The sequence below is a fragment of the Roseburia sp. AM51-8 genome, from assembly GCF_003478275.1.
Taxonomy (GTDB): Bacteria; Bacillota; Clostridia; order Lachnospirales; family Lachnospiraceae; genus Pararoseburia; species Pararoseburia lenta.
This window is the reverse complement of sequence record NZ_QUEY01000005.1, coordinates 1-26,952: the sequence shown is the minus strand read 5'-3', so window position 1 is coordinate 26,952 and position 26,952 is coordinate 1. Positions and strand designations below refer to the sequence as shown.

The window sequence follows — 26,952 nt, the reverse complement described above, 5'->3', positions numbered from 1 at the left end:
TAAATTGAATCCTAAAATTGAAAAACTGGAAAAGGAAATTGAAAAGACCAAAACAAAGATTGCGGAAATGCAGGCAAAGCTCCATAAACTGGAGGAACAGAAAACAGAGCTGGAAAATACCGATTATGTAGCGGTGGCGCGCAGTTTCAAACTGACGCCCCAGCAGCTTGCGGATTTTTTGAAATCACAGCAGGCAGCCCCTTCGGAAACTGTTTTACCGCAGGAGAAGGAGGATGTGCATGAGGCTTAAAAAACTTTCCCTGCTGCTGGCGCTTACGCTTCTTGTAAGTGTCAGCGCATTACCTGTAACGGCTCATGCCGGCGGTTCCAAAGACACCACACCGCCAACGCTGACTGCTTCCATGGAGGGCGATGCCCTGAAAATAGAAAGCAGTGACGATCTATCCGGCGTGGAGGCGGTCTTTGTTGATGAAAACCGTATCAACTCCCTCACCGACGGGAAAGCGTCGGTCGCACTGAAAGATTATGCCGGAACAGAAAAACAGGTAAGCATATACGCAAAAGATTATGCCGGCAACCGTTCTGATGTGGTAAAGCTGGATAATCCGTATTACAAAGAACCGGCTCCTGAAAAGAAACCTGCTACGACAGCACCCCAGAGTCCGTCCGGTACACAGACAAAACCGCCTAAGGAAGAAAAACCTTCCGGCTCAAACGCTGCAACCCCTTCCGGCGGCGGAAATTCTTCCGGTTCAGATAACAGTACCGGACAGCAGGAAAATACTTCTGCGATCCCGGAAGGTGCATTTACCCCGGAAGGCACCGGAACGGTACAGGACAACATCAGCGGTACGGATGGGGAAAAACAGTTTACACCATCACTACGGACGCGGGCAATGTCTTTTATCTGGTGATCGACGGGAAACGGGAAGATAACAATGTCTACTTCTTAAACGGCGTCACAGAGTCCGACCTGATGGCACTTGCAGAAAAGAACAATGGCAGCATGAGCATGATCCCCCAGGAAGAAAGCTGTAACTGCACAGAAAAATGTGAGGCAGGAAAGGTTAATACCGGCTGTCCGGTCTGCAAAAATGACTTAAATGGCTGCAAAGGAAAAGAAAAGCCGGCGGAAACTGAAAAACCGGCAGAACCGGAAAAGCCGAAGAAAGAAACCGGCAGCGTCGGCACGATCCTGTTTATCCTTGCTGCCTTACTTGCGGTCGGCGGGATCGGTTACTATGTAAAAATCGTGCGTCCGAAACAGCAGGCCGAGGACGATGCGGAATTTGAGGATGACGGTTATGGCGAAGGCTTTGACCCGGATGAGGCATACGGGGAACCGGAATATCTTTCCGAGGATGATTTTGACGACAAGGACAGCAAATAAGGCCGTCCTTTTAGATTTTATGAAAGTGAGGATTTTTTCATGGAACATATCATAACCAGACGCCGCGGCTTTCGCAAGCTGTTGGCGTTTTTGCTTTGTATGGCAAGCATTTTGGGGCTTCTTCCGGCTCAGGCTTTTGCCATGTCTGTCGGACAGACGGCAAGCTCCTGGCTGGGCGACCAGTATGTGGGCTCTGATGGGAACCACTACCGTGCCCCGGCGCCTTACACCTATCTTGCCTACCATGCAGACGGAACCATCGATGTACACACCAGTTCCGGGGGCAATGCTTACCGGCACTATATGCTGACGGATTCTGACGGGATCAGCCACCAGGTTTACTGTGTGGAGAGCGGGATTCCTTACCATACTTCGGAAAATACCTATGTTTCGGAAAGCGGGACCAACAGCCAATACCTGAACCTGCTTCCTGCCGAGGCAAGGAGGGGGATCACCCTGACTGCGATCTATGGCTGGAAACCCGGTGCGGCGCTCCCTGTTTCCGGAATCAACGAGGATGACTATAAGATGGCAACCCAGATCATCCTTTGGGAATACCAGCAGCAACTTAGAAGCGATCCGTACAGCCGCCACGGAAACGGCCACGCAGACGCCGACCAGTATTTCAGCGTGATCGCCGGACGACCGGCAGAAAAAGCCTATGACTGGATTCTTGCACAGGTCGCTTCCCATTCCACAGTACCTTCCTTTACTTCTTCTAAGAAAAGCGAAGCACCGGAACTGGAACTGAAATGGGATGTAGAAAAAAAGGTCTATACCCTGACGGTCACAGATACCAATAACTTGAAGATCGATCTGGAGGCTTTGAAAGGCAGCGGCGTTTCTGTGACAAGAAACGGAAATGAATACACCTTTACCAGCAGGCAGATGATGATGGACCCGGTGCTGTTTGAATTCCGAAAGAATATCCCGGTGGCAAACGACATGCTGATCTGGGGCAGACCCGGCTACCAGACCATGATGACCGGCGCCAGCGATCCGGTTTCCTTCTTTGTAAAATTCAAAACGGAAACTTACGGTACCGCAAAACTTGTCAAGACCAGTGAGGACGGCATTGTTTCCGGTATCACCTTCCATATCTCCGGTACGGACATTTTGGGAAATGAAGTCAATGAGGAAGTTACGACCGGAGAAAACGGCCAGATTGAAAAGAAGCTCCTGCCGGGAACCTATCTGGTAAAAGAACTTCCGGTGGACCGCTATGTGACCCCTTCCGCACAGTACGTGACCATTGAAAGCGGGCAGACTTCTTCGGTACATTTCAGCAATATTCTGAAGAAATTTCGCGTCCATGTGGTAAAGAGTGATGCTGACACCGGAAATGCTCAGGGGGATGCCACGCTTGCAGGGGCGGCCTATGGGATCTTCCGTGATGGCGAACTGATCGACACTTATACTACCGGACCGGATGGCAGCTTTATGACCCGCTATTATGTATGCGGGGATGGCTGGACGATCCGGGAAATCGAACCGAGCACCGGGTATCTTCTGAATGAAACCATTTATGAAGTGGGTGCATCCCCTTCCCTGTATGAAGTGGAACTCAATACCACAGAAAATCAGGTGACGGAAACGGTTATTTACGGAAATATCCAGCTTGTCAAGCACACCGATGACCTGGACCCGGATGTGCCTGAGGGCGAAAATACCGACGATCCCAATGCTGGTATCATCGAACGCCCGGAAGCAGGCGCAGTCTTTGAAGTTTACTTAAAGGCAGCCGGGAGCTATGACGCGGCAAAGGAAAGTGAACGTGACCTTCTTACCACGGATGCGGATGGTTTTGCTTCCAGTAAACCGCTTCCTTATGGACATTATACGGTCCATCAGATCGCAGGCGAGGAAGGCAAAGCCTTTGTCCCGGACTTTACGGTATTCATTTCCTCTGACGGAAAGACTTACAGCTATATCCTGAACAACCGCACCATCACAGCCCGTCTGAAAGTTGAAAAATGTGACGCAGAGACCGGAAAGATTATCCCTGTGACCGGAACCGGTTTTCAGATCAAGGATCTTTCCACCGGGGAATTTATCACCCAGACCGTCTACTATCCGAACCCGGAAACACTGGATACCTTCTATGTTTCTGACGAGGGCTGGCTGATGCTGCCGGAGCCTTTGGCCGCCGGGGATTATGAACTTTATGAGGTGGCTGCCCCTTATGGCTATGTGCTTTCCGATCAGCCGGTACCGTTTACCATTGACGGCAGCGAGGCGGTTGTGACGGTCACTCAGTACAATATGCCGCAGAAAGGCCAGCTTACCATCACAAAGACCGGAGAAGTATTTGCTTCTGTCCAGGAAAACGACGGACTGTACCAACCGGTATATGAGGTTGCCGGACTTCCCGGAGCGGTCTATGATGTGATCGCAGATGAAGATATTTATACCGGTGACGGTACCTTGCGGGCAGAAAAAGATACGGTTGTGGAAACACTTACGACCGGCGAGGACGGCACAGCGAAAAGCGGGTCTCTCTATCTTGGCCGTTATCGTCTGGAGGAACGTCAGGCGCCTTCCGGCTGTGTGTTGAATCCTCAACCGGAATATGTGGAACTGACCTATGCGGGTGAGACCGTAGAGGTTACACAGACAGCGGCCGGTCTTTATGACGAACGCCAGAAAGTGGATGTCACACTTTTCAAGGCAATGGAGACCGATGACCTGTTCGGTCTTGGCATGAACGAGGAATATAAGGATATTTCCTTTGGACTTTATGCTTCCGCAGACCTGACGGCGGCAGATGGCAGCGTAATCCCGGCAGGTGGACTTCTGGAAGTGGTCTCTGTTTCGTCTGAGGAATCCGGCGGTTACAGCGCTTCCTTCGCTTCCGACCTGCCTTTTGGCAGCTATTATGTCAAGGAACGCACAACCAACGGCGCCTATATCCTTTCGAATCAGGAATATCCGGTTGTCTTTGAGTATGCTGGTCAGGAAACCGCCCTGGTACAGATCCTTGTCAATGAAGGCGAGGCTGTTTCCAATGAACTTCTCCGTGGGCGTGTAGACGGTGTAAAAGTCGGGGAAAACCCGGAAGGCGGCGAGGATGTCACGCTTGCCGGTGCGCTCATGGGTCTGTTTAGACCTGATACCGAAGAATTTACTGAAGAAAATGCGCTGCTTACTGCTATTACCGGAAAAGACGGCAGTTTTTCCTTTGAGAACATTCCTTACGGACACTGGATCGTCAAGGAGATCTCTGCCCCTGACCTTTATACGGTAAGCCCGCAGCAGCACCATGTATATATCGGTGCAGACGGACAGCATATCGAGATCCGTGTGGAAAACACCCTGATCCGCGGCAGTGTGCAGGTAACTAAAACCGAAGCTGTGGAGGAACCGTCCCCTGTGGAAAAGGAGGATAAGAAAGACAAGAATTCTTTCCTGCGCTTCCTGCCCGGTGCAGTGTTCGACCTGTATGCGGATTTCAACGCCAACCAGGAATATGATCCTGACGATCAAAAGATCGGTACGCTGAAAGAAACCGATGCAGGCTATCATACGGCGGAAAACCTTCTGGCTGGCGGCTACTTTATCAAAGAAAGCAAAGCGCCGGAGGGCTATCAGCCTGACTCAAACGCTTACTATTTTTCCATCACAGAAGATGGACAGGTCGCAGTTGTGGAAAATGGAGAAGCCGGGCACGGATTTACCAATGAGGCTTACCGCGGCAACTTAAAGATCACAAAGGATTCCAGCGACGGGCGCAAAGATGGTTTTGCCATCGAGGTTAAGAGTGCGGACGGCTCCTACTGCGAGACATTCACCACTCCAAAATCCGGCGTGATTGAAGTTAAGGGCCTTCGTGTCGGTATTTATACCGTAACAGAAGTTGCAAACCGGGCAAGCAAGGATTACATCATTCCTGATGCCGCCACGGTGGAGATTAAGGCAGATCAGACATCTACAGTCCAGTTCTTTAATGAAAAACCGGAAAAGCCGGATAACCCAAAGAACCCGGAAAAGCCTTCTGTTCCCTCCAATCCTTCCACCCCTCAAAAGCCGGTACCGCAGACCGGGGATGATCCGTATATTTTCCTGTATGGCGGACTGCTGGCAGCCGTACTGATCGGCGGCAGCGTATTTGCTGTGTATTATTTCAAAAAGGGAAAATACAGCAGGACTTCCCCGAAAAGAACGGCTGTCGGGGTTTCTGTCCTTTCACTCTGCGTTCTGGTGGCTCTTGGCAGCGGTTTTTTGGTGTTCCGTGACTTGAACCAGTATGCTGAGAGTAAAGATGCCTATCGAGATCTTGCCGGATATGTGGAAGTACCGGAGCAGACAGCTTCCCCGGAGTCGGCACCCGATCCGACAGAACCAAAACGGGACGATGCCGATATTGTCCTGCCTTCGGTAGACTTTGAAACGCTCCGTGAAAATGGACCGGACATCATCGGATGGCTTTCCCTTCCTGATACGGTGCTCAATTATCCGGTAACGCAGACCGACAACAACGAATATTACCTGAACCATCTTTATGACGGAACCTATAACAAGGTTGGCTGCCTGTTTGCCGATTATGAAAACCGGGCAGATTTTTCAGACCGCAATACGATCATTTATGGTCATAATATGCGGGATGGTTCCATGTTTGCGCTGCTGAACCGGTACGATGAACAAAGTTACTTTGATGCTCACAGGCAGATGTATCTCGTTACTCCGAAGGGGGATTATGTCATGGAGATCTTTGCGGCTTTTGCAGCAAAGCCGGAAGAATCCGGCAGTGAAACTTCTCCCTGGCAGCTTTCCTGGAAGGATGACGGTGCTTATACTACCTGGCTTACAGCTATGAAGGAACGTTCTGCGGTGGAAAGTGATGTGACTGTGACCTGCAGCGATAAGGTACTGACCCTTTCTACCTGTACGCCGGGCGGCACAGGACGCTTCCTTGTCATGGGAAAACTCGTGAAAGTAGATAACGAAATATAGATTTTAGACGGTGCGGGGGCAAAAGCTCCCGCACCTGCTGTTTACAAGGAGGATTTTATTTTATGGTAAATACCATGATTTCCATTCCCGGCTATGTCCATCTTTACCGCTCACTTTTGCGGTTTTACGACATGCCGGAAAATGAAGTCCGGGAAATGCTCTATCTTCTGAATACGGCAAACCTGGACTGCTACGAGTATTATCACCCGGACCGCAGTGTGATCCAGAGCGGACCGGTCGCTTTTTGCGGATGGCTGGAAACGAAAGACTGCCGCCCTTACCGCACAGAGGTACAGCTTTACAAGTCGCTGCTGTTTTTGAAGCGCAGCATTGACCGTGACCTGATCGTATCAGCTCAGAGGGAGGCTCTGCAAACCCTGCGCTGTATCATCTCCAATCTGGAATACCGCTTTTATAAAGCCTATGGCATGGAGATCGAGGACAAACGCACGGTCTATGGGGAATGTACCTACCGTCTGGTTCCAAGGGAGGACGAACCCAGCGTGTGCCTGATGCACGACTGGATCTACCTGCCGAGTGCTTAAAATGTCCCGAATAATACACAATATTCGGGACAAAATAAGAATACGATAGTTCCCATCTCCTGATATAGAATTTGAAACTGATGTATAAATTCTGTTCTATGTGGAATACTATTGCTAAAACTCTTGAAGCCTATTGAAAATTTGTCCCGAATAATATATAATATTCGGGACAAAAGGAGGTGAGCAATATGGCAAATGGCTATTCCAAACAGATTCAGGAGCAGATAAAAGCAGCGGCGGAAGGAACTATTTTCATCAGTTCTGATTTTGCGGATATTGCCGATACGGAAACCATAAGACGGAACTTAAACCGGCTTACACAGGCAGGTATGCTTCGCCGCATTTTGAAAGGTGTTTATGAAAAACCAAAATATAGCAAACTTCTGGATGAATATGTGGCGGCAGACCCGGAAGCGGTGGCGAACGCATTGGCACGAAGTTATCACTGGACGATTGCCCCATGTGGGAATACAGCATTGAACCTGTTAGGTCTTTCAACACAGGTAACAGCAGTATGGTCCTATATCAGCGATGGTCCATATAAGACCTACGAGTGGAACTCTACAAAGCTGGAATTTAAGCACCGGACCAATAAGGAGATTACCGGATTGTCCTATATGACAAGTTTGGTTATACAGGCATTAAAAACGCTTGGCAAATCGAATGTTACGCCAGAAGTCATACAGATGCTTTCCGAAAAACTGACAGACAAGGATAAACAGGCTTGTTTGAAGGAAGCAACAGAGTCTACGGATTGGGTTTACGATACGATACGACAGATTTGTGGAGGTGAAAAGGTACAATGAGAAATATAGCAAGACTTTCAGATAACGACCGCAGGGAGCTGTTCAGAAATACAGCAGATAAAATGGGACTGAATGATGCCATCGTAGAAAAAGACTTTTGGGTATGTTTTACGCTGGATTATTTATTTCACCGCTCACCATGGAAAGAGTCCATCACCTTTAAGGGAGGTACCAGCCTTTCAAAAGCCTTTCACCTGATCAGCCGGTTTTCAGAAGATATTGATTTGATTCTGGACTGGCGTGTATTGGGATATGGCAAAGATGAACCATGGGAGAAACGTTCCAATACAAAACAGGATGCTTTTAACAAAGAAGCCAATGCGCGTGCGGAGGTATTTCTGTCCGAAACATTCTGCCCGGCAGTCAAAGCCGGCTTATCCCAGGAAATCGGTTGTGAAGCAAATGTCTACATAGATGAAAAGGATAAACAGACGGTCATTTTCGCCTATCCGCACCTTTTTACAAATACGGCGACCTTACAGGTGATCCGTTTAGAGATTGGTGCGCTGGCAGCGTGGACTCCTGCAAAAACAGCGCAGATCGAACCTTACGCGGCAAAATATTATCCGAAGATTTTTGAGCAAAAAGAAACCGCAATCCTTACCGTTGCCCCGGAACGGACCTTCTGGGAAAAAGCCACAATCCTGCACCATGAAGCGAACAGACCGGAACATTTGGAAATGCCGCAGCGATATTCCAGACATTATTATGATCTCTACCGCATGGCTGCAACACCGGTTAAAGAAGCTGCTTTTTCCAGGCTGGATCTCCTGAAGAAAGTTGTAGATTTCAAAATGAAATTCTATCCCAGATCATGGGCGAAGTACCCGGAGGCTGTGCCGGGCACATTAAAATTACTCCCGCCGGAATATCGGTTTGCAGCATTGGAAGCGGACTATAACTCTATGCAGGATATGTTGTATGGGGATGTTCCGACATTTGAGACAGTCATAGCAGCGGTCCAGGAACTGGAAAAAGAGATCAATACACTATAAACAATTACATATCCATTTATTTGCCGACTATTCTAAGATGCTTTAGAATAGCCGGTTTCTTGTTTTCAAAGGAGGGATGCTATATTACGCAAAATGAAGTCAATGCCGTTTTTGACGAACAGGTGCGGCTCTGTGCTGATACCTTGAAACGGAAAACCAAAGAATACACCGGGGATGACCCGGACCGGCTGGGTGCATTTAAGGCAGCGGCAGCTTTACAGCACACAACGCCCCAGCGTGCCCTTGCCGGTATGCTGGCAAAGCATATTGTTTCTCTATACGATATGTGCTTTGCCGAAGAAGTGGTTTATCCGATGGACACATGGGACGAAAAGATCACAGACAGTCTTAACTATCTGTTCTTACTGAAAGCGATTGTAAAGGAGGGACATACCAATTAAACAGATTGAAGTAAAAATTTTGAACTGCCAGGCGGTAGCGGAAGCAGAAAAAAACATGGTCTTTGCGGCAAGGCTTACCCAGCAGGGACATAAGATTGCCTCAATGGACGACCTGATGGAGCTCTACGAAAAATCATTCAGCGTTCAGACAGTAGCGGCTATGGGGGCGCTTCCCCATCCTACCATCCAGAAATTTGCGGTGATCACGGTAGCCATTGTCGGCGCCAGCAGGCGTTTTCTGGCGCAGATCACCCGCCACCAGAACGAAGTAAAATTTATGAGTGCATCGCTGCAGTACAGCAACTATACGGGACAGGCGGATTTCGCTGTCCCGTATTCTATTATGACGGCTCCGGCAGTGGTACGGGAACTGTACTTAAAAAGCTGTAATGAAAGCATGAAATGTTATGAAGCCCTGTGCACTGCCGGAAGCGGGCACGATGCGGCCGGCTATGCCACGCCCCAGGGATTGCGGAATGTACTGCTCATCAGCGCCACCCCTTATCAGTGGAAACATATCATCAGCCAGCGGGTATGCCGGAGAAATACAGATGAAACAAGGATCGTGCTGCTAAAGGTCTGGAAAGAACTTTATGAACTAAGCCCTGCTTTGTTTGCCCCATCACTGACCGGGCCTTTTTGTCAGATGGATCGATGTCTGGAAGGGAAAATGACCTGCGGACGAAAACTGCAGGCAAATATGACGCCAGAGGATATTTTGGAAAAAGATTATCCTGCTCTTTGGGAAGGAGACTGCCGATGAAAATAAAACTGATCGACTTTGGCGTGCCGGAGCACCAGCGTCCTTACCGTCCGCATGGCAATGATGCCGGAGCGGATGTTTATCTGCCCTATGACTGTACCTTACAGCCCGGAGAAATCGCCAAAATTCCTTTGGGTTTTGGACTGGAAATACCGGATGGATATGCGGGATATATCTTTCCCCGTACCAGCATGGCGGTAAAAGGTCTGGTCTGTGAACTGCCGCCTGTGGATTCCGGCTATTGTGGAGAGATCCATGCGATCATCAGCAATGTAAGCAATCAGGCGCAGTCTCTTTTTAAGGGAGCCCGTATCGGGCAGCTTGTGATCACGCCGATCGTCATTGCGGATTTTGTAACCGATCTGGGAACAGAACGAGGAACCGGCAGCTTTGGCAGTACCGGCGAATAGAAAAAGGCTGTTTGGAGAACAGTTTTTGAATACTTATCGGTATAGGGAGCGGACATTTCGAGAACATTATAAAATATAATAAAGAAAGTCACGAAAAAAGCGGCCTTTACCGTGACCGCTTACTTTCTGCTATTGAGTTCTTTCATAATACCGAGGATATATTGCATGGATTGAGGATCAAGCTGTCTTGCCTCTGCAATGAATTCCTTTAAGGTTTCCGGGTAGGTATTTCCTTCATCAAAGAATTCCTGCGGTGTCACACCCAGATATTCGCAGATGTAGAAAAAAGACTGCATAGCGGGAAGTGACTTTTTATTCTCAATATTATTGATGTAGTTGTTTGCCTGACCTAACGATAAAGACATATCGCGTGCGGAAACTCCTTTTTGTGTCCGCAGTTTCGCTAATCGTTCCGGGACAAAATCTTCATACATCGCCTTCACCTCCCATTCTGTAATAGATTGTACCTCACGCCCCTTTATTATCCGCAAAAGGAAAAAGGGTATTATCGTTGACTTGCTAAATTAAATCTATTACTATATGAAAAGTGAAGAATTTTACCTATCAGATGGAGGGATGACCGATGAAAGGAAAAACTTGCTGTGTTACCGGACACAGGGATTTACCGCAGAATGAGATCAACAAAATAAAAACAGCCTTGGCACATGAGATCGATGCTGCTGTTACAGATGGGTTCACCTGTTTTATGAGCGGTTTTGCAGATGGCGTAGACCAGTATTTTGTGGAGCTGGTGCTGGAAAGAAAGCAGACCACCCCGGCACTGGAGCTGATCGCAGTGATCCCTTACCGCAAGCGTCTGGACAGCCTAAATAAGAAAACAAGAACCCGTGAACTGCTGGAGGCTTGTGCGGATGTTGTTGTGATACAGGAAAAATATCTCCCAAGCGTCTACTCCCACAGAAATCGTTATATGGTGGAACACTCCGACCGAGTGATCGCTGTATATGACGGACGGGAAACCGGAGGTATAGCAAAGACGATCCGCTTTACCCACCGGATGAAGAAGGAACTGCGGGAAATCCCAGTTGGAGAAATCGTCCTGCCGGATCACTTGAAACCAAAAACAAAATAGATACCTGTTGATGCGCTCACTTTGAAGTGGGCGTTTTTCTTTACCCATTTTTAGGAGGAATGCTTATGTGGAACCTGATTTCACATTTCCTTACCTTTGCCGGAGGAATGGCTTCCGGCGTTATGTTGATGTGTCTTATGCAAACCGGAAAACTTGCGGATAAAGAATTTGAAACTATGAAGGAGGAATAAAAATTGAAACTTGTGATTGCAGAAAAGCCCTCTGTTGCTATGTCACTGGCAGCAGTATTAGGCGCAACGGAAAGAAAAGACGGTTATCTCGAAGGTTCCGGCTATCTGGTGAGCTGGTGCGTGGGACATCTTTTGGAACTGGCACAGCCGGAGGCTTACAAAGAACAGTACGCCAAATGGCGGTATGAGGATCTTCCGATCCTACCGGAAAACTGGAAATATGAAGTGCCAAAGGATAAGAAAACGCAGCTTGCCCTTTTGTGCCGATTGATGAAGGACAAACGGGTGGATTCCGTGGTATGCGCTACGGATGCCGGACGAGAAGGAGAACTGATCTTCCGTCTGGTCTATGAATATGCCGGATGTAATAAGCCTATGGAACGCCTTTGGATTTCCAGTATGGAGGATGCGGCGATCCGTGAGGGTTTTGACCATCTCCGTCCCGGCAGTGATTACGATAAACTCTATGATGCGGCGGTCTGCCGGGCAGGAGCCGACTGGCTGATCGGGATCAATGCCACCCGGCTTTTTTCTGTCCTGTATGGTGTCACCCTAAATGTCGGCCGTGTTATGTCACCGACACTGGCACTTTTGGTACAGCGTGAGTCGGATATTGAATCCTTCATCAGTAAGCCTTTTTATGTGCCGGAAATCACCTGCGGAGGTTTTACTGCTTCCGGCGAAAAAATGACGGAACGATCCGAGGCTGAAAAAATCCGTATGGACTGTGACCACAACTCCGCTTTTGTGCGTTCTGTGGAAAAGCAGGTAAAAACTATACAGCCTCCCCGCCTTTATGACCTTACAACTCTGCAAAGGGAATGTAACCGTATTTATGGCTATACGGCTCAACAGACCCTTGATTATGTGCAATCTCTCTATGAAAAGAAGCTGGCAACCTATCCGAGAACGGACAGCCAGTATTTGACGAAGGACATGCAGGCAACCGCCGCTTCCCTGATCCTATGGCTGCGTGACAATATGCCCTTTGGAAAAGGCTGCGCCGGAGAGCCGGACATTGACCGGGTAACAGACGACAGCAAAGTGACCGACCACCATGCCATCATCCCAACTGTGGAGATTGCACGGACAGACCTGTCGGAGCTTCCTTCCGGGGAGCGGGATGTGCTTACCCTGCTTGCCGTCAGACTGCTTTGTGCCACAACGCAGGCAAACCGGTTTGAAGCGGTCACCGCTATGTTAGACTGCCAGGGATATACTTTTACGGCAAAAGGAAAGACCATCTTACAGTCCGGCTGGAAAGAGGTGGAACGGATTCACCGTATGAGTATCAGGCAGAGTGAAACGGAACACAGAGAAAATGAAGATGCCGCTCTCCCTGTGCTGAAGGAAGGACAGACTTTTGAAACTGTGTCAGCAAGTCTCCGTGAAGGGAAAACTTCACCGCCGAAACATTATACGGAGGACACGCTGCTGTCCGCTATGGAGACGGCCGGTGCGGAAGATATGCCGGACGATGCCAAGCGTAAAGGATTGGGTACTCCGGCTACCCGTGCGGCAACACTGGAAAAGCTGGTTTCTGCCGGATTTGTACAGAGAAAGAAAAAGCAGCTCATTTCTACGGAAAAAGGAAGGAACCTGATCGCAGTCCTGCCGGACAATATCAAATCTCCCATTTTAACTGCAGAATGGGAATCTATGCTGAAACAAGTGGAACATGGCGAACTGTCGGCAACATCTTTTATGGATCAGATTGCAGATATGAGCCGGACGCTGGTAAAAGAACATACCGCCCCGGAGAAACGTTTTGCGGATCTGTTCCCTTCTTCCAGAGAAACTGCACATGAAGCCGTGGGGGTATGTCCTCGCTGCGGAGCCCCGGTATATGAAGGAAAGAAAGGTTTTTTCTGCGACAACAGGGAATGTTCTTTTGCTCTTTGGAAAGATAACCGTTTCTTTTCCAGCAAGAAAAAGTCCATCACAAAGTCTGTGGCAGCGGCTCTTTTGAAAGAGGGCCGTATTTCTATGTCCGGGCTTTACAGTGAAAAAACAGGAAAGACCTATGATGCGGAAGTGATCCTGGATGATACCGGCGGTAAATATGTGAATTTCAAGCTGGAATTTCCCGTAAAGAAAGGCAGGCGTAAATGAGTGACCGAAAAACCTTTGAATATGGCGGTTATCACTTCACGCCCATACGAAAATTTCACAAAAAAGAAGGCGACTTTTTCGTCATATCGAAACGGCTGGCAAGTGACTTCAACTTAGGGTTGTGTACCTATCAGGATCGGCAAAAAGCACCTTATGATTACAAAGACTTTTATACCGTCGCAACCGACAAAGAATGTGACATTTTCCGGTGCGAAGAAAATGGTTTGTTGTATGTGCCGGGGAAAAACGAACTTTTTATTTACCATGAACCAAAACAGAAAAAGCGGAACTCTATTGCCGATGCCCTTTCACAGTCCAGGAATGTTACTGATATAACCGGATTTTCCAGCGGCCGGCAAAGAAGTGCCCCGGAAAGGTAGGCGTTATGGCAGAGAGAGAATTGAACCGCTCGGAGCGGGCTGCGATCCGAAAGCTGGTTACGGAGCTTTGCGCCAACTATGACTCTCAGGATAAGATCTGCCTTCCTTTGGACAGTCCTTGCTATATGCTGAATAAATGGTGGACCGGTGCTTATTGCAGGTACTTTGAAAAAGCGGTGCTGCCGGTGGATGCAGCACTGGAATCAGCCATTACCGGCGAGGACACCTCCATGAGACAGAAAATATGCCCTGTGTGTGGAAAAGTGTATCTTCCTATAACCAGCCAGGCATATTGTTCTGATGCCTGCCGGATCTATGCAAGACGGAAATCCGAGCGGGAACGCAAACGCCGGAAGCGGCAAAACCAACTATGATATGTACGCAACTTAGCCCCAAAAGTCCTTGATTTTCAAGGGCTTTTTGCACCTGTTTTCAAGGGCGCTGTATAAGAATACTCCAGTGCTTTGAAATGAGGTTAAGTTGCGGACAAAACATATATTTTAACAAAAACGATAGGAGGCGATTTTTTTGAATATCAACACGATTACTGCGGAGGATCTTCGCCGCATGCCGGATAAGGAAGGACTGATTTTACAGGGCTGTGGCGGGGATCTGACAGAATGGGTAGACGGAATCAATGAAATGCTGACACAGGCAGGCATATTGAAAGATGGCAGTCAGTTTGAGAATGTGTTTGCTTTTCAGCACGGAGAACTGACCTGTTTGCTTTACCCGTTTGATGATGTGAAACTGGATATAGGAAAACTTGCCCTGTGGCGTTTACAGACCCATGAAGTCTATGGCGGCACATGGCTGTCGGACTTTGTGCCGAATTATTTAGGCGGATTTATAGAAACACCGGAAGCGTTGGCAGATAAACCGGATTGTCCACTGATCGGAGCAGATGGGAACATTTTTAATCTGCTGGGTATTGCTTCCCGTACTTTGCGGGAGCATGGTCTGAAAGAACAGGCAAAAGAAATGTCTGATCGGGTATTTGCTTCCGGCAGTTATGGAGAAGCGCTCTGTATCATTGGCGAATATGTCAACATCACAGATTCCGAACCGGAGCATAAGAATTCTCTCCGTCAGCAGCTAAAAGCAACAAAACCGGCAGACCCGGTAAAAAAGCAGCAAACTTCCAAACAGCAGGAACGATAAGGAGGGATGCGGAATGGAAAAGAAACTGACCTATGGTGTATGGGCGGTACGAAGCAGCACTTCTATTTTCGGACCGGCACAAAGCTGGTGCAAGGAAAATGGAAAACCGTTGGAATTTGATAGCAAAGCCGATGCTGAAAACTATGCAAAGGAAGCCAACGAGCATACGACAGCAAATGTCCGATACTATGTGAAAGAAAAAGAACCGGAACCCGGTGCTGTTCGGAAAGGAACATCTCAACCGGAGCTGGATGCACGCAGCCATGAAGAAGTGACACCAAGAAATGATGCATCGGAAAAACAAAATGAGATTCCGGGCAGACAGATTCCTTCTCAAACAGATCCGCTGGTAGAAATCCGCTCTGCGGTTCATAGTAATTACGCAGGCATGGTCGCTATGCTGGGTGCGGACAACCGTGTGTATTTGGGGCGTGAGGAACGCTGCCATTGTCAGGATATGCAGCCATCTTACTATGACAATCAGGATGGTTCCCTGTGCTTTGTCTGTGATCAGCCCGACATGTATTATTTTCTTTATGGAGAAGGCTGGGCGCATACCCAGACGGAAATGCTGGAACGAGGGCTTACCCTGCGCCAGTATGAAGAATTTGCGAGACTGCAAAATGGCGTCCTTGCACAGTTTACCACACAAAGAGAAATCCTGTTTGCCGGACAGCCATTTCAAGCGCCAGAAAGTTATCTTCGCAATGCGGAACTTTATGAGGAAGGACAAACCGGCAACTACAATATGCTGGATGGCAGGCTGAACAACGAACCTCTTGTGCGTCCGGATCTGACAGATGGACAGACGGATGAAGAAATCCGGGAGCTGGTGCCGGAAGCAAAGCCGTCCTTGATGGACCGTCTGAAAGCAGATAAACCGGAGCATGAAGCAAGGCAGATGATCCCTCCGGTGCCGGAAAGGGAACGCTGATGGCTGGGGTAAGATTTGAGGATGTAGATCTTCTGGGTGCTCTTTCCCGTATCGTAGATCTTCATACCCAACATTATAAAGAGGACTTTGACCTGGATAAAGAACTGATCTCAAAACTGGCTGTGTCAGACCGTTCAGAGGATAAACAGCTTCTTTGGATGTCACGCCCCTGCGGAACCTATACCCTGCGTGAACGGGAAGTTTATCTGGAGGGCAGCCATGAAAACAAAGTGTGGCGGTTTTACCAGGAACATACAAATGATCCCGTTTTGGCTTATGCTATCTCTTTGAAAGAAGTCAGGGACGGAAAAATATTTGGCGATCTCTATCCGCTAAATTACAGAGAACATGTGGAACGGATGAAAAAACTGACCTGTCCAATCGGAAATGTAGCCGTTGCATTTGAGGATGGAAATATTATCACGATTCCCTATCAGGAACGGAGACAGCTTATGAACCGGCTTATGCCAGAGCATGGAGCACCTAAAACAATGACGTATCTGCCAGAAAATGAGCCGGAGTTGATGATGATCCTAAAACGGGAACGCTTCAAACGCAGCTATCATGCAACAGCCGGAAATCTGGAGGAATATCTTGATAAGCTGGAAAAGACCACCTTGCGGGAAAAACTCAAAAGAGCAAAGACGGTGGTTTCAACACAGGAGGTCTCATCTCATAAAAGAGGGTTGGAACGATGAAGGGCAGGCATAACAAAAAATCTGTCCGCGTCGAATTTGTCATGTCCGAAGCGGAGGCCGAACTGGTAAAAGAACGCATGGCGGAACTTGGCATTACCAATCTGTCGGCATATCTGCGAAAGATGGCCGTAGACGGTTACATCATTCACCTTGATATGGGAGACATTCAAGAAATGATCCGGCTTCTCCGCATTTGTTCCAATAACTTAAACCAATATACCAGACGGGCCAATGAGACCGGCAATATTTATGCCGCAGATATAGAGGACATCCGCACCCGTCTGGACAGCCTTTGGGATGGCATGGACAAACTGATCCGGGGATTTGCAAACATTTCATAAACATCCGGAAAGCCGTTGCTTTCTTTTTGCCGTCACGGTAAAATTTTTATAAGGGCAGATACCCTTCTGAAAGGAGGCAAAGCGTATGCGTTTGATAGGTAAATTACTGGCACTTCCTTTTATGCTGGTTACGGGAATTCTTTATCTGGTATGTAAATTTTTGGTGGTCCTTTCCGGTGCGGTACTTGGGATTCTTTCCGGGATCATCTTTTTGGCAGCATTGGTGCTGTTCTTTGTCGCAGGATTTTTGCCGGGTCTTGCCTGGCTTATGATCGCCTTTCTTATCAGTCCATACGGTCTGCCTCTGGCGGCTGCATGGCTGGTAGGGATCATTGGTGGGACAAACAGTGCCTTAAAGGATTTTATATTTGGTTAAGCAGATTTGGCGGGGCGCATAGGCAGCCCCGCTCTTTTTCTGCAATTATAACTTCTCTGATTGAAATTAAGTTAAGGAGGTGACGAAAATGGCGACCACAAGACTGATGCCGCTGCACATAGGAAAAGGCCGGGATATTTCTACTGCGATTGCAGATATTATTGATTATGTAGAAAATCCGCAGAAAACCGATTTGGGAAAATTCATTTATGGCTATGAGTGTGATACCCGGCTTGCTGATGCAGAGTTTCTTCTGTCCAAACGACAGTATGCAAATCTGACCGGCAGAAATCAGGGTGCAGATGATGTGATCGCCTACCATCTCCGTCAGGCATTTAAGCCCGGCGAAGTTACGCCAGAAGAAGCTAATCAGATCGGCAGGGAGCTGGCACTGAAGCTCACAAAAGGAAACCATGCCTTTGTTGTCTGCACCCATGTGGATAAGCACCATGTCCATAATCACATCATTATCAACTCTACTACACTGGACTGTCAGAAAAAATTTCGCAACTTCTGGGGTTCTACCTGGGCAATCCGGCGAATGAATGACAAGCTGTGTTTGGAGCATGGACTTTCGATTGTAGAAAATCCGAAACCCAGCCGGGAGCATTATGGCACATGGCTGGGAAATAAAAAGCAGCCTTCCTTTCAGGAGCAGATACGCATTGCTATTGATGCTGCATTAGAGGAAAAGCCAAAAGATTTTGAGGAACTTCTACAGAAGCTGGAAACTGCTGGGCTGGAAGTCAACCGTGAAAGAAAACATCTTCGGTTCCGAGTTCCGGGACAAGAAAATTATACCCGATGCGATACGCTCAAAGGCGATTATACAGAACAAGCCATCAAAGAACGGATTGCCGGTACACGGACAGTAAAACCCCGCCATGCCTTTTCTAAAAAAACGGTTTCCAAAGTTGGATTGCTGGTTGATATTGAAGTTGCAATCCGTTCCGGCAAGGGCCCTGGTTATGAGCGCTGGGCAAAAGTGTTCAACCTAAAGCAGCTTTCTCAGGCAGTGCTCTACTTAAAAGAACATGGCGATATGGGTTATGAGGATCTTCTGGAAAAAGCCAACGCCACTACCACTAATTTCAATACCTTATCCGTTCAGATCAAAGATCTGGAGTCAAAAATGAACGCCAATGCCGAGCTGCAAAAACAGATCGTAAACTATGCGAAAACGCGGGCTGTCTATGTAGAATATCGCAAAGCCGGGTACAGCAAAAAATTCCGAACAGAACATGAAGCTGAAATTCTGCTGCACCAGGCGGCAAAGAATCATTTTGACGAGCTGGGAATCAAAAAGCTCCCCTCTGTCAAATCTCTCCGGGAGGAATACACCGATCTTCTGGAACAAAAACGGAAAGCCTATTCTGCCTATAAGCAGGCCAAAAATGATATGAAAGAACTTCATAATGTTCGGGCCAATGTGGAATACCTATTAGAGATTTCTTCCCCACCACAACCGCAGCGCAGCACAGAAAAATCCCGTCAATAAGGTTTGCTAACTTGAATTCTATAGACCTTGACTTTCCTGGACTTCTTAACTATAATAATACTCAAGCAGGGGGACTACCTTGTAGTTGAGAAGGTTAAAACCTGACCGTTTGAACCTGTTGGCTAATACCAACGCAGGGAGCTAAAGAATACAGATTCGTATTTTTTGGACATTCTCTGTTTTGGGAATGTCCTTTTTAATTGAATAAGATATGATATGTGTTTGCGAGGGAACTGAACAAGTTGAAAAAGGTAAGACCTGACCTCTGGACCTGTCGGCTAATACCGGCGTAGGGAAGCAATTTCTTACGCTCGTATTGCGTCTGAAAGAGCTTCTAATTGTTTTAGAGGCTCTATTTTTTTATTTTAGGAGGAACAAACATGGCATTTATGAAAGACATTTTAACCCGCAACATCCCCATTTGGGAAGAATGTGCAGCTACCCCATTTGTGCAGGAAGTGCAAACTGGAAAGCTACCTCTTGAAAAGTTCAAGAGATATATGATTCAGGATAGTATCTATCTGAAAAACTATGCCCGTATATACGGCAAGGCAATTTTTCATGCTGATACATTAAGAGAAATTCAGCTTTACTATTCCATGCTGAATTTTGTAAATGATACGGAATCAGAAGTGCGTCTGGATTATCTAAAGCAATTTTGCATGACGGATAATGATATTGAACTGATCGCTCCTCTGCCTGAAAATCAAAATTACATTGATTTCATGTTTGAGATTGCGTCACATGGAAAGAATGAAGAAATTTTAATGGCGGTTCTTCCCTGTATGCTAAGTTACAGCTATATATTCCGCAAATTGGCGGCTGTTCCTACAAGCAGACAGTCAAGATATTGGGACTTTATCAAAGATCATGCGGATGAACAATATGCAGAAAGCTGCAAAGAATGGTCTGCTTTTGCAGAGCATAAATGTGCCGGGTTATCAGTAGCAAATAAAAAGTATCTGGCTGATATTTTTGAAAAAGCAAGTTTGTTAGAGCTTGCTTTTTGGAAGATGGCCTATCGGAACGAGAGAATGGAGGAAAATGCAAAATGAAAAAAGTATTGTCCATTGCCGGATCAGATTGCAGCGGAGGTGCAGGTATTCAGGCTGATTTGAAAACTTTTTCTGCTCACGGTGTATTTGGAATGAGTGTTATTGTTTCTGTTGTTGCAGAGAACACCAGCCGTGTTATCGACATCCAAGATATTACCCCGGATATGATTGAAAAACAGATTGACGCCGTATTTGAAGATATTGAAGTGGACGCAGTAAAAATCGGTATGCTTTCTACACCAGAATGTATGAAAGCGGTGGCAAAGAAACTATTACAATATAAGCCCCAAAATGTTGTAATCGACCCGGTTATGTATGCCAAAAATGGCTGCCCATTGATGAATCCTACGGCGGTTTCCACCTTGATAGACACAGTAATTCCACTTGCCGATGTACTTACTCCAAATATTCCAGAGGCAGAGAAAATAGCGGATATGCAGATTTCCACAGTTTCAGATATGGAGGCTGCCGCAAGAAAAATATATGCCATGGGTTGTAAGGCGATTGTTGTCAAGGGTGGACATCATATAGGAAATGCTGTTGATGTCCTATTTGATGGAGAAAATTTCTACCATTTTGAAACATCCCGCATTGATACGAAAAATACTCATGGGACAGACTGTACCTTTTCTTCTGCAATCGCTTCCCAGCTTGCAAAGGGAAAAAGTGTTCCGCTTGCAGTCGAATCTGCAAAGGCTTATGTCACAATGGCAATCGAACACTCTCTTGCGATTGGAAAAGGCTGTGGCCCGACGCACCATTTCTACGAATTGTATCAGCATGGTTTATCTAAAGAATAGGCAGGTGCAAAATGAACTTTGATTATACACTTTATCTTGTTACTGATCGTCAACTAATGAGCTGCGATAGCCTGACAGAAGCGGTAGAACAGGCAATTTTAGGAGGCTGCACAATGATACAACTCCGAGAAAAAGAATTGTCCTCATTAGAATTTTACAATCAGGCTGTTGCCGTGAAACAGGTTACGGATAAATACCATATTCCCCTCATCATAAACGACAGAATAGATATTGCAATGGCTGTGCAGGCTGCGGGAGTACATATTGGACAGCATGATTTACCTGCGGCTGCCGTCCGCAAAGTAATAGGAGAAAATATGCTGTTGGGGGTATCTGCTTCTTCCATTGTAGAAGCAATACAGGCACAACAGGATGGTGCGGATTATTTGGGAGTTGGCGCAATGTTCCCTACTGGAACTAAAACCGACGCTGATTCTGTATCAATGGAAGAATTACAGAAAATCCGCGCAGCCGTTTCTTTGCCGATAGTTGTTATTGGCGGTATCAATAAGGGAAATGCAGGGCGTTTCAAGCCCATGGGAATTGACGGGCTGGCTGTTGTATCTGCCATCATAGCGCAGTCTGATATAAAAGCTGCTGCTGCGGAACTGAAAGATTTATTTTGCGGAAAGGAAAAGAAAAATGGATTTTAATGCGGCAATCTTTGATTTAGATGGAACAATTCTGGATTCAATGGATGTATGGGAGCATATAGATATTCAGTTTTTGAAAAAGAGAAATCTTCCCGTCCCGGAAAATTATGTAACTGAAATATGTGCAAGGAGTTTTGAGGAAGCCGCACAATATACCATTGATCTTTTTGGATTGCAGGAAACGGTAGAGGGAATTATTGAGGAATGGAATAATATGGCGGTCGAGGAATACAGTAACCATGTCGGTCTGCTGCCCCATGCCCTTGATTATCTTCTGCGCTTAAAAGAACATGGAATAAAACTTGCAGTTGCTACGGGGTTGCCGGAAAAGCTCTATATTCCATGCTTAAAGAACAATTCTATTTTAGAATTATTTGACGCTCTATGTTCAACAGATGAGGTTCAGCGGGGAAAAGAATATTCGGATGTCTTTGAATTGGCCGCAAGAAAATTAGGGGTTGCACCTGAACACTGTATTGTGTTTGATGATGTGCTTCCAGCAATTAAAAGCGCAAAGGCAGCCCGTATGTTAGCAGGCGGGATTTATGATAAGTATTCCGCAGATCAGCGTACAGAAATAGAAAGGATTGCGGATATTTACTTACTTGATTTTCGGCAAGCACCGATCCCACACAAAGAGGTATGAAAATGGAAAAATGGGATTTATATAATGCAAAACGGGAAAAGTCTGGAATAACAGTGTGCCGTGGAGAAATCATACCCAAAGGGCTGTATCATTTATCTGTGAGTGTATGGATCGTCAACCAGCAGGGGCAGTATCTTTTATCACAGCGGCATCCGAAAAAGCAATACCCTCTTTATTGGGAATGTACGGGTGGTTCTGTACTTTCCGGGGAAACCAGTTTACAAGGAGCAATCCGAGAGGTAAAAGAAGAATTAGGAATACTGCTTACTCCCGGAAGTGAAAAATTGATTTATCAGAGCAGACGGGAAAATGTGCAGGATTTTTACGATGTTTGGCTATTTCATAAGGATATAAAGATTGAAGAAATGCGTTTACAGGAAACAGAAGTTGTGGATGTTCAATGGGTAAATCCAGATAAGTTATTTGAGATGTTTCGCCTGAAACATCTGCACCCTCTAATTACCTATGTAGATCAGCTAATAGGCTGAAAAAGCGCCGGGCGCAGAGGTATCAAAGCCTCTGCATCTGGCGCTTCTTTTTTGTCATTTTTCCCGCATTTAGAACCCCGTTTTGCGGGGAACAGGATAACTTTATCCACCTGCCTGCCTGCCATGCGGAAAAACCCTTGATTTCCGTGGACTTTTAACGCCCTAAATGCGTAGACAGGAGGTATCTTTTCCGCTGGCGCTCAGCCTTTTAATTCCGTGTTGCACATGAGGCGGAAATCTTACTGCACCAGACAGCGAAGAATCATTTTGACGAACTGGGAATCAAAAAGCTCCCCTCTGTCAAATCTCTCCGAGAGGAATACACCGATCTTCTGGAACAAAAACGGAAAGCCTATTCTGCCTATAAGCAGGCCAAAAATGATATGAAAGAACTTCATAATGTTCGGGCCAATGTGGAATATCTATTAGAGATTTCTTCCCCACCACAACCGCAGCGCAGCACAGAAAAATCCCGTCAATAAGATTTGTCTGCTTTTGGTTTTCAGCGTTCCAACGGAACGCGCAGCCATTGCCACCGGCAATGATCTCAGGGGTTTGGGGATATGTCACCAACAAGCATTAGCAGGAATTCCGGAAACGGGATTTCTGCTAAATACGCAATCTTACGTAAGATTGCATTGCTTGCCAGTAGTTTTAAGAGTCTTTGGCAGAGAATCTGTTTACAGTTGCCGCATTGATAAACCTTTGATAACTGCCTATAATAGAGTTATTATTTTGAACTGCTATAACAGAGAAATGCAAAAAAATAAAATTTTTTGTCCGCTGTAACATTTCGCGGACATTTGGGGTTTACAATGGCCTTATCAAATATGGAGGTGATACAACTATGACATGGCCTTTTGAGAATGACACCAGCGCCATTGTAAAAAAATTAGCAGACCGAAGCATGAAAGCGGATAAAAGACGCAATGCGTTTATTATCATAACGATTGCTTTTGCAGTTAGTTTGATGATGGTATTAGCACTATATAATCTCGGAACAGACCGTGAAAATAGGCTTTATCTGCAAGGACGCTATCAGGGCAGCTTTATTAACAGTACCAGTACCGTCTTTGAAAAACTGGAACATAACAACCAGATTGAAGCAGTCGGCAAAGAGGCTGCAATGGGAACGAGCCGTATCAATGACTATACTTTGGATGTGTATTACAGAGATCAAAATGCACTTGAACTAAAAGGCGTTACTGACTTGCTGGGAAAAATGCCGGAGGCAGAAAATGAAATCATTGTGGAACAGTCCTATTTGGAGCATTTAGGGTTGCCGGTTCAACTGGATCAAACCGTTACACTGGATATGCCTTTTGGAAAAAATCAGACATATCATGTTTGCGGCATTATTCAAAGCAGTAATGCGTCCCGTATTTATCAAGTCATTGTATCGGATGGCTTATATAGCCGGTATGAAAAAGCAAACTGTTACGATCTTTTGGTTCGCGTGAAAAATACCGAAAATATGGACAGCGAAACTTTGAAACTGCTGATAAACGAAATTGCGGAACAAAGCGGTGTACCTGAACAGTATGTTATGTATAGCTCTACCTACTTTGGATTGGCAGAAGAAAAATCCACGCTGGAGCTATTGGTGATTATCGGAGCAAGCAGTTTAATTGTACTGGCCTGTTCTTTGGTTATTTACAGCCTGTTCTACATTTCTGTTATCGGGAAAACACATGAATATGGCAGACTGCGTGTGCTGGGGGCTACATCGGTTCAGATCAAGCGTATCGTGCGAAAAGAAAGTTTTTTGTTATCCTGTGCTGCAATTCCTATCGGTGTTGTATTGGGAAGTGTTTTGGGCTATTGTTTCGTCCCGGACGGCTGGCATTGGATGACTACACTGGAATGTGCCGTTGTGATTGCCCTTGTTACAGAAATTGCCTTGAAAATTGCTGTCCATACCCCTGTAAAGAAAGCCTCTATGGTATCGCCTATTGAGGCGCTGCGAATCAATACGACTGATACACCGGCGACAGAAAAAACGCGGATCGAACATCGAAAAATTACGCCATCTTCGCTTGCCCGAATGAGCTTTGCCCGGAACAAGAAAAAAGCTATACTAACCGTATTGTCTTTGGGATTTGCCGGAGTTTTACTGATGTGTGCCGCCACCTACCTTAATTCAACTGATGTAGAAAGCATGGCAAAACAGCAATTTGCAAATGGCGACATTGTACTTTCCCTTGATCCCGCCAACACAAATGCGGAAGATCGCCCCGCCGGGATCAATGCACTTCAAACGAAAAATCCATTGGATGAAGTTTTGGAAGAAACGATTTCAGATATGGATGGCGTAAAGAATATTGAATTTATACAGGGCTGTGTTTCAAATATGGAATTTCCCACTCCTTTCAAGGATGGTAACAGCCATTTCTTTACCCAAATTGGAATCCCCGAAAATCAGTACGAGGCCTTTTCACAAGGACTAATTGAGGGAACCGCAGACCGCCAGAAACTTATCAACGGAAAAGGAGTTATTGTAGATAATTCCGCCAAGCTGTTAAGCGACTATTATAATTACACTCCTCAAATTGGCGATATAGTCAAAGTGGAAACAGCGGATGGACAATGGGAAGAATTTACTGTAATGGGGATTGGGAAAGCTCCTAATCTCGGTGGGGATTCAGCTTCTTTCTATTTTCCGCAGGAACTCTTACCTATGATGAAAGAAAATGTTTCCAACTTCAACATAACCTGCATTGTAGATGTGGAAAGAGATCAGCTTACAGAAGTTGAGAATAAGATTTTCCAGTTGGCGGAAAATCGTGGAGGTATAGAAGTTTTCAGTATCAGCGATATTATTACTTATCTGCAAGAGGAAATGGATAACATAAAAATGCCGTTATACGGATTGGTATTTTTCATTGCTGTTTTTGGACTAATCAGCCTTATCAACACGCTAATGACAAACATTATATCAAGACAGCAGGAATTTGGTATTTTACAGTCTGTGGGATTGAGCAGTAAGCAATTCTCCAAAATGCTGCAAACAGAATGTTTCTATTATGTTTCTGGTACGGCTATTTTAACTTTAACGATTGGAACTTTAACAGGATTTGTACTTTGCAAAGTTTTCAATCAGGTTGGGACATTCGGGACATTGACTTATCATTTTCCAGTTTTAGAAATAAGCATATGTTTTGTAGCGCTTTTCTTCATACTGGCCGCTTACTCCGTTTTCTCTGTACGATATAGCAAAAGACATCCTGTGATCGAGCGCATTAAAACAATGGAGTAAATTTTCCTTTATCAGAAAATTGTGTTTTCTGCAACAAAGGACATTTGCCTGTTATACTATCTACAAGAAGCAAAGGAAGTGAGGATATGAAGCAGATTTTAATTGTCGAGGACGACAGTTTTTTGAATAAGATGGTGGCCTATAACCTGACCGCAGACGGCTACGGCGTGACTTCTGCCCTAAACGCCAGAACCGCAGCCGAAGCCATACGCCAGCGGGAATTTGACTTAGTGCTGCTGGACATCAACCTGCCGGACGGCAACGGTTTTGAGCTGTGCAAACTGATAAAGCCCCAGCACCCGGACACCATTGTGATTTTCCTGACCGCTAACGATCAGGAGAGCGACCAGATACGGGGCTATGAGGTGGGCGCGGTGGACTACATCACAAAGCCCTTTGTGATCGGGGCCTTGCAGCGAAAAATCAAAGCCATGTTCGCCATGCTGGAACACCACAAACCGGCCAAGGACATTTACGACGACGGGCGGCTGTTTCTGGACTTCTCGGAGCAGACGGCTTCCTTAAACGGCAAGCCCCTGACCCTATCCCCGATGGAGTACAAAATGCTGAACCTGTTCCGTAAAAATCCCCGGCAAGTGCTGACCCGTGGGCAGCTTTTGGAAAAGCTGTGGGATATAGACGAGAAGTTTGTGGACGAACACACCCTGACAACCTCCATCAGCCGGATTCGGAGTAAGATCGAATCCGACGGCGGCGCGCCCTACATCAAAACTGTTTACGGCATGGGCTATCAATGGACGGGAGGCGAGGCAAAATGAAGTTGCAAAACCTCTCGGTAAAGCGGCTGTTTGGCCGGGTAGCAATGGGGCTTGTCCTTTCCATGTCCGGGATTACCATAGTCCTGTTTTTTGTGACAAAACAGACGGCGGTGCTGCTGACAGGCGGGGCGCTGCTGCTGTGCGCCCTTGTGGGGATTTTCGTACTGACGCAGGCGTTTGGAAAGCGGCTGTCGCAGTTTACCGCTGACCTGTGCCAGACCTTAGACCACATGATCGCCGGGAATGAAGCGCCCCAGCGGCCAGAGGACA

At 46.6% G+C, this 26,952-nt stretch carries 29 protein-coding genes, 1 pseudogene and 1 riboswitch; of the genes and pseudogenes, 29 read left to right on the top strand and 1 reads right to left on the bottom strand.

What is annotated here, in order from left to right:
- The first annotated feature begins 4 nt into the window (after positions 1 to 4).
- The 10 genes from DW996_RS10720 (at position 5) to DW996_RS10680 (ending at position 10,221) form a co-directional block, all read left to right on the top strand.
- A complete protein-coding gene (locus tag DW996_RS10720) occupies positions 5 to 250 on the top strand; it encodes a DUF4315 family protein (protein ID WP_025577937.1) in 246 nt (81 codons plus the stop codon).
- On the top strand, positions 240 to 875 hold the full coding sequence (locus DW996_RS14485; RefSeq protein ID WP_330428925.1) for a hypothetical protein: 636 nt from the start codon (positions 240 to 242) through the stop codon (positions 873 to 875). The genes DW996_RS10720 and DW996_RS14485 overlap by 11 nt, the downstream gene beginning before the upstream one ends.
- Complete coding sequence (locus DW996_RS14480) at positions 872 to 1,351, top strand: DUF4366 domain-containing protein (RefSeq protein ID WP_330428924.1); 480 nt, start codon at positions 872 to 874, stop codon at positions 1,349 to 1,351. Before DW996_RS14485 ends, DW996_RS14480 begins: the two co-directional genes overlap by 4 nt.
- A gap of 39 nt (positions 1,352 to 1,390) precedes the next feature.
- Positions 1,391 to 6,301, top strand: a complete 4,911-nt coding sequence (gene srtB, locus DW996_RS10710) for a class B sortase (protein ID WP_118535725.1) — start codon at positions 1,391 to 1,393, stop codon at positions 6,299 to 6,301.
- A gap of 62 nt (positions 6,302 to 6,363) precedes the next feature.
- Positions 6,364 to 6,846: a hypothetical protein gene (locus DW996_RS10705; RefSeq protein ID WP_071144309.1), complete on the top strand. Its 483-nt coding sequence runs from the start codon at positions 6,364 to 6,366 to the stop codon at positions 6,844 to 6,846.
- 188 nt (positions 6,847 to 7,034) lie between these two features.
- The gene (locus DW996_RS10700; RefSeq protein WP_025577929.1) at positions 7,035 to 7,652 is read left to right on the top strand and encodes a DUF6088 family protein; all 618 of its coding nucleotides are present in this window, start codon (positions 7,035 to 7,037) and stop codon (positions 7,650 to 7,652) included.
- On the top strand, positions 7,649 to 8,647 hold the full coding sequence (locus DW996_RS10695) for a nucleotidyl transferase AbiEii/AbiGii toxin family protein (RefSeq protein ID WP_025577928.1): 999 nt from the start codon (positions 7,649 to 7,651) through the stop codon (positions 8,645 to 8,647). Before DW996_RS10700 ends, DW996_RS10695 begins: the two co-directional genes overlap by 4 nt.
- An 83-nt stretch (positions 8,648 to 8,730) precedes the next feature.
- A complete protein-coding gene (locus DW996_RS10690) occupies positions 8,731 to 9,048 on the top strand; it encodes a hypothetical protein (protein WP_029676883.1) in 318 nt (105 codons plus the stop codon).
- On the top strand, positions 9,044 to 9,811 hold the full coding sequence (locus tag DW996_RS10685) for an FAD-dependent thymidylate synthase (RefSeq protein ID WP_256372856.1): 768 nt from the start codon (positions 9,044 to 9,046) through the stop codon (positions 9,809 to 9,811). The genes DW996_RS10690 and DW996_RS10685 overlap by 5 nt, the downstream gene beginning before the upstream one ends.
- Entirely contained in the window at positions 9,808 to 10,221 is a 414-nt protein-coding gene (locus DW996_RS10680; RefSeq protein ID WP_118427310.1) for a dUTP diphosphatase, read from the top strand. Before DW996_RS10685 ends, DW996_RS10680 begins: the two co-directional genes overlap by 4 nt.
- A 119-nt stretch (positions 10,222 to 10,340) precedes the next feature.
- On the opposite strand, the gene DW996_RS10675 is transcribed toward DW996_RS10680, so the two are convergent.
- On the bottom strand, positions 10,341 to 10,655 hold the full coding sequence (locus DW996_RS10675) for a helix-turn-helix domain-containing protein (RefSeq protein ID WP_005361112.1): 315 nt from the start codon (positions 10,653 to 10,655) through the stop codon (positions 10,341 to 10,343).
- Between the two features lie 149 nt (positions 10,656 to 10,804).
- Here DW996_RS10675 and DW996_RS10670 point away from each other — a divergent pair, with 149 nt between their 5' ends.
- From DW996_RS10670 to DW996_RS10575, 19 genes and pseudogenes are all read left to right on the top strand, one after another.
- The gene (locus DW996_RS10670) at positions 10,805 to 11,314 is read left to right on the top strand and encodes an SLOG family protein (RefSeq protein ID WP_117514300.1); all 510 of its coding nucleotides are present in this window, start codon (positions 10,805 to 10,807) and stop codon (positions 11,312 to 11,314) included.
- Positions 11,315 to 11,379: 65 nt separating this feature from the next.
- Positions 11,380 to 11,505 (top strand): DUF3789 domain-containing protein, encoded by a 126-nt coding sequence (locus tag DW996_RS10665; protein ID WP_081017347.1) that lies wholly within the window; start codon positions 11,380 to 11,382, stop codon positions 11,503 to 11,505.
- Positions 11,506 to 11,508: 3 nt separating this feature from the next.
- Positions 11,509 to 13,617, top strand: coding sequence for a DNA topoisomerase 3 (locus DW996_RS10660; RefSeq protein WP_118427312.1), 2,109 nt, complete (start codon positions 11,509 to 11,511; stop codon positions 13,615 to 13,617).
- Complete coding sequence (locus tag DW996_RS10655) at positions 13,614 to 13,997, top strand: hypothetical protein (RefSeq protein WP_117567355.1); 384 nt, start codon at positions 13,614 to 13,616, stop codon at positions 13,995 to 13,997. The genes DW996_RS10660 and DW996_RS10655 overlap by 4 nt, the downstream gene beginning before the upstream one ends.
- Before the next feature lie 5 nt (positions 13,998 to 14,002).
- On the top strand, positions 14,003 to 14,371 hold the full coding sequence (locus DW996_RS10650) for a cysteine-rich VLP protein (RefSeq protein ID WP_117567357.1): 369 nt from the start codon (positions 14,003 to 14,005) through the stop codon (positions 14,369 to 14,371).
- A gap of 193 nt (positions 14,372 to 14,564) precedes the next feature.
- The gene (locus tag DW996_RS10645; RefSeq protein ID WP_182438755.1) at positions 14,565 to 15,158 is read left to right on the top strand and encodes a hypothetical protein; all 594 of its coding nucleotides are present in this window, start codon (positions 14,565 to 14,567) and stop codon (positions 15,156 to 15,158) included.
- Positions 15,159 to 15,171: 13 nt separating this feature from the next.
- Positions 15,172 to 16,092, top strand: a complete 921-nt coding sequence (locus DW996_RS10640; protein ID WP_117504575.1) for a DUF4316 domain-containing protein — start codon at positions 15,172 to 15,174, stop codon at positions 16,090 to 16,092.
- Positions 16,092 to 16,790 carry a hypothetical protein gene (locus tag DW996_RS10635; protein WP_118427316.1) on the top strand — a complete coding sequence of 233 codons (699 nt, stop codon included), beginning with the start codon at positions 16,092 to 16,094 and terminating at the stop codon, positions 16,788 to 16,790. Before DW996_RS10640 ends, DW996_RS10635 begins: the two co-directional genes overlap by 1 nt.
- Positions 16,787 to 17,131, top strand: a complete 345-nt coding sequence (locus tag DW996_RS10630; protein ID WP_117468891.1) for a plasmid mobilization protein — start codon at positions 16,787 to 16,789, stop codon at positions 17,129 to 17,131. Before DW996_RS10635 ends, DW996_RS10630 begins: the two co-directional genes overlap by 4 nt.
- Positions 17,132 to 17,216: 85 nt before the next feature.
- Positions 17,217 to 17,507: a CD1845 family protein gene (locus DW996_RS10625; RefSeq protein ID WP_117567363.1), complete on the top strand. Its 291-nt coding sequence runs from the start codon at positions 17,217 to 17,219 to the stop codon at positions 17,505 to 17,507.
- Positions 17,508 to 17,595: 88 nt separating this feature from the next.
- Positions 17,596 to 19,005, top strand: coding sequence for a relaxase/mobilization nuclease domain-containing protein (locus DW996_RS10620; RefSeq protein WP_118535723.1), 1,410 nt, complete (start codon positions 17,596 to 17,598; stop codon positions 19,003 to 19,005).
- 57 nt (positions 19,006 to 19,062) lie between these two features.
- Positions 19,063 to 19,162, top strand: a riboswitch (TPP riboswitch).
- Between the two features lie 223 nt (positions 19,163 to 19,385).
- Positions 19,386 to 20,060 (top strand): TenA family protein, encoded by a 675-nt coding sequence (locus tag DW996_RS10615; RefSeq protein WP_118535721.1) that lies wholly within the window; start codon positions 19,386 to 19,388, stop codon positions 20,058 to 20,060.
- Positions 20,057 to 20,860, top strand: a complete 804-nt coding sequence (gene thiD / locus DW996_RS10610; RefSeq protein WP_118535719.1) for a bifunctional hydroxymethylpyrimidine kinase/phosphomethylpyrimidine kinase — start codon at positions 20,057 to 20,059, stop codon at positions 20,858 to 20,860. Before DW996_RS10615 ends, thiD begins: the two co-directional genes overlap by 4 nt.
- A gap of 11 nt (positions 20,861 to 20,871) precedes the next feature.
- Positions 20,872 to 21,513: a thiamine phosphate synthase gene (gene thiE / locus DW996_RS10605; RefSeq protein WP_077326105.1), complete on the top strand. Its 642-nt coding sequence runs from the start codon at positions 20,872 to 20,874 to the stop codon at positions 21,511 to 21,513.
- Positions 21,503 to 22,159, top strand: a complete 657-nt coding sequence (locus DW996_RS10600; protein ID WP_005361145.1) for an HAD family hydrolase — start codon at positions 21,503 to 21,505, stop codon at positions 22,157 to 22,159. The genes thiE and DW996_RS10600 overlap by 11 nt, the downstream gene beginning before the upstream one ends.
- Positions 22,160 to 22,161: 2 nt before the next feature.
- Positions 22,162 to 22,647, top strand: a complete 486-nt coding sequence (locus DW996_RS10595; RefSeq protein ID WP_223385983.1) for an NUDIX hydrolase — start codon at positions 22,162 to 22,164, stop codon at positions 22,645 to 22,647.
- Positions 22,648 to 23,494: 847 nt separating this feature from the next.
- Positions 23,495 to 25,903, top strand: coding sequence for an ABC transporter permease (locus DW996_RS10585; RefSeq protein WP_117686259.1), 2,409 nt, complete (start codon positions 23,495 to 23,497; stop codon positions 25,901 to 25,903).
- Positions 25,904 to 25,989: 86 nt separating this feature from the next.
- On the top strand, positions 25,990 to 26,682 hold the full coding sequence (locus tag DW996_RS10580) for a response regulator transcription factor (protein WP_005361153.1): 693 nt from the start codon (positions 25,990 to 25,992) through the stop codon (positions 26,680 to 26,682).
- Positions 26,679 to 26,952: pseudogene (locus DW996_RS10575) on the top strand (sensor histidine kinase); the annotation flags it as partial. The gene DW996_RS10580 and the pseudogene DW996_RS10575, both read left to right, overlap by 4 nt.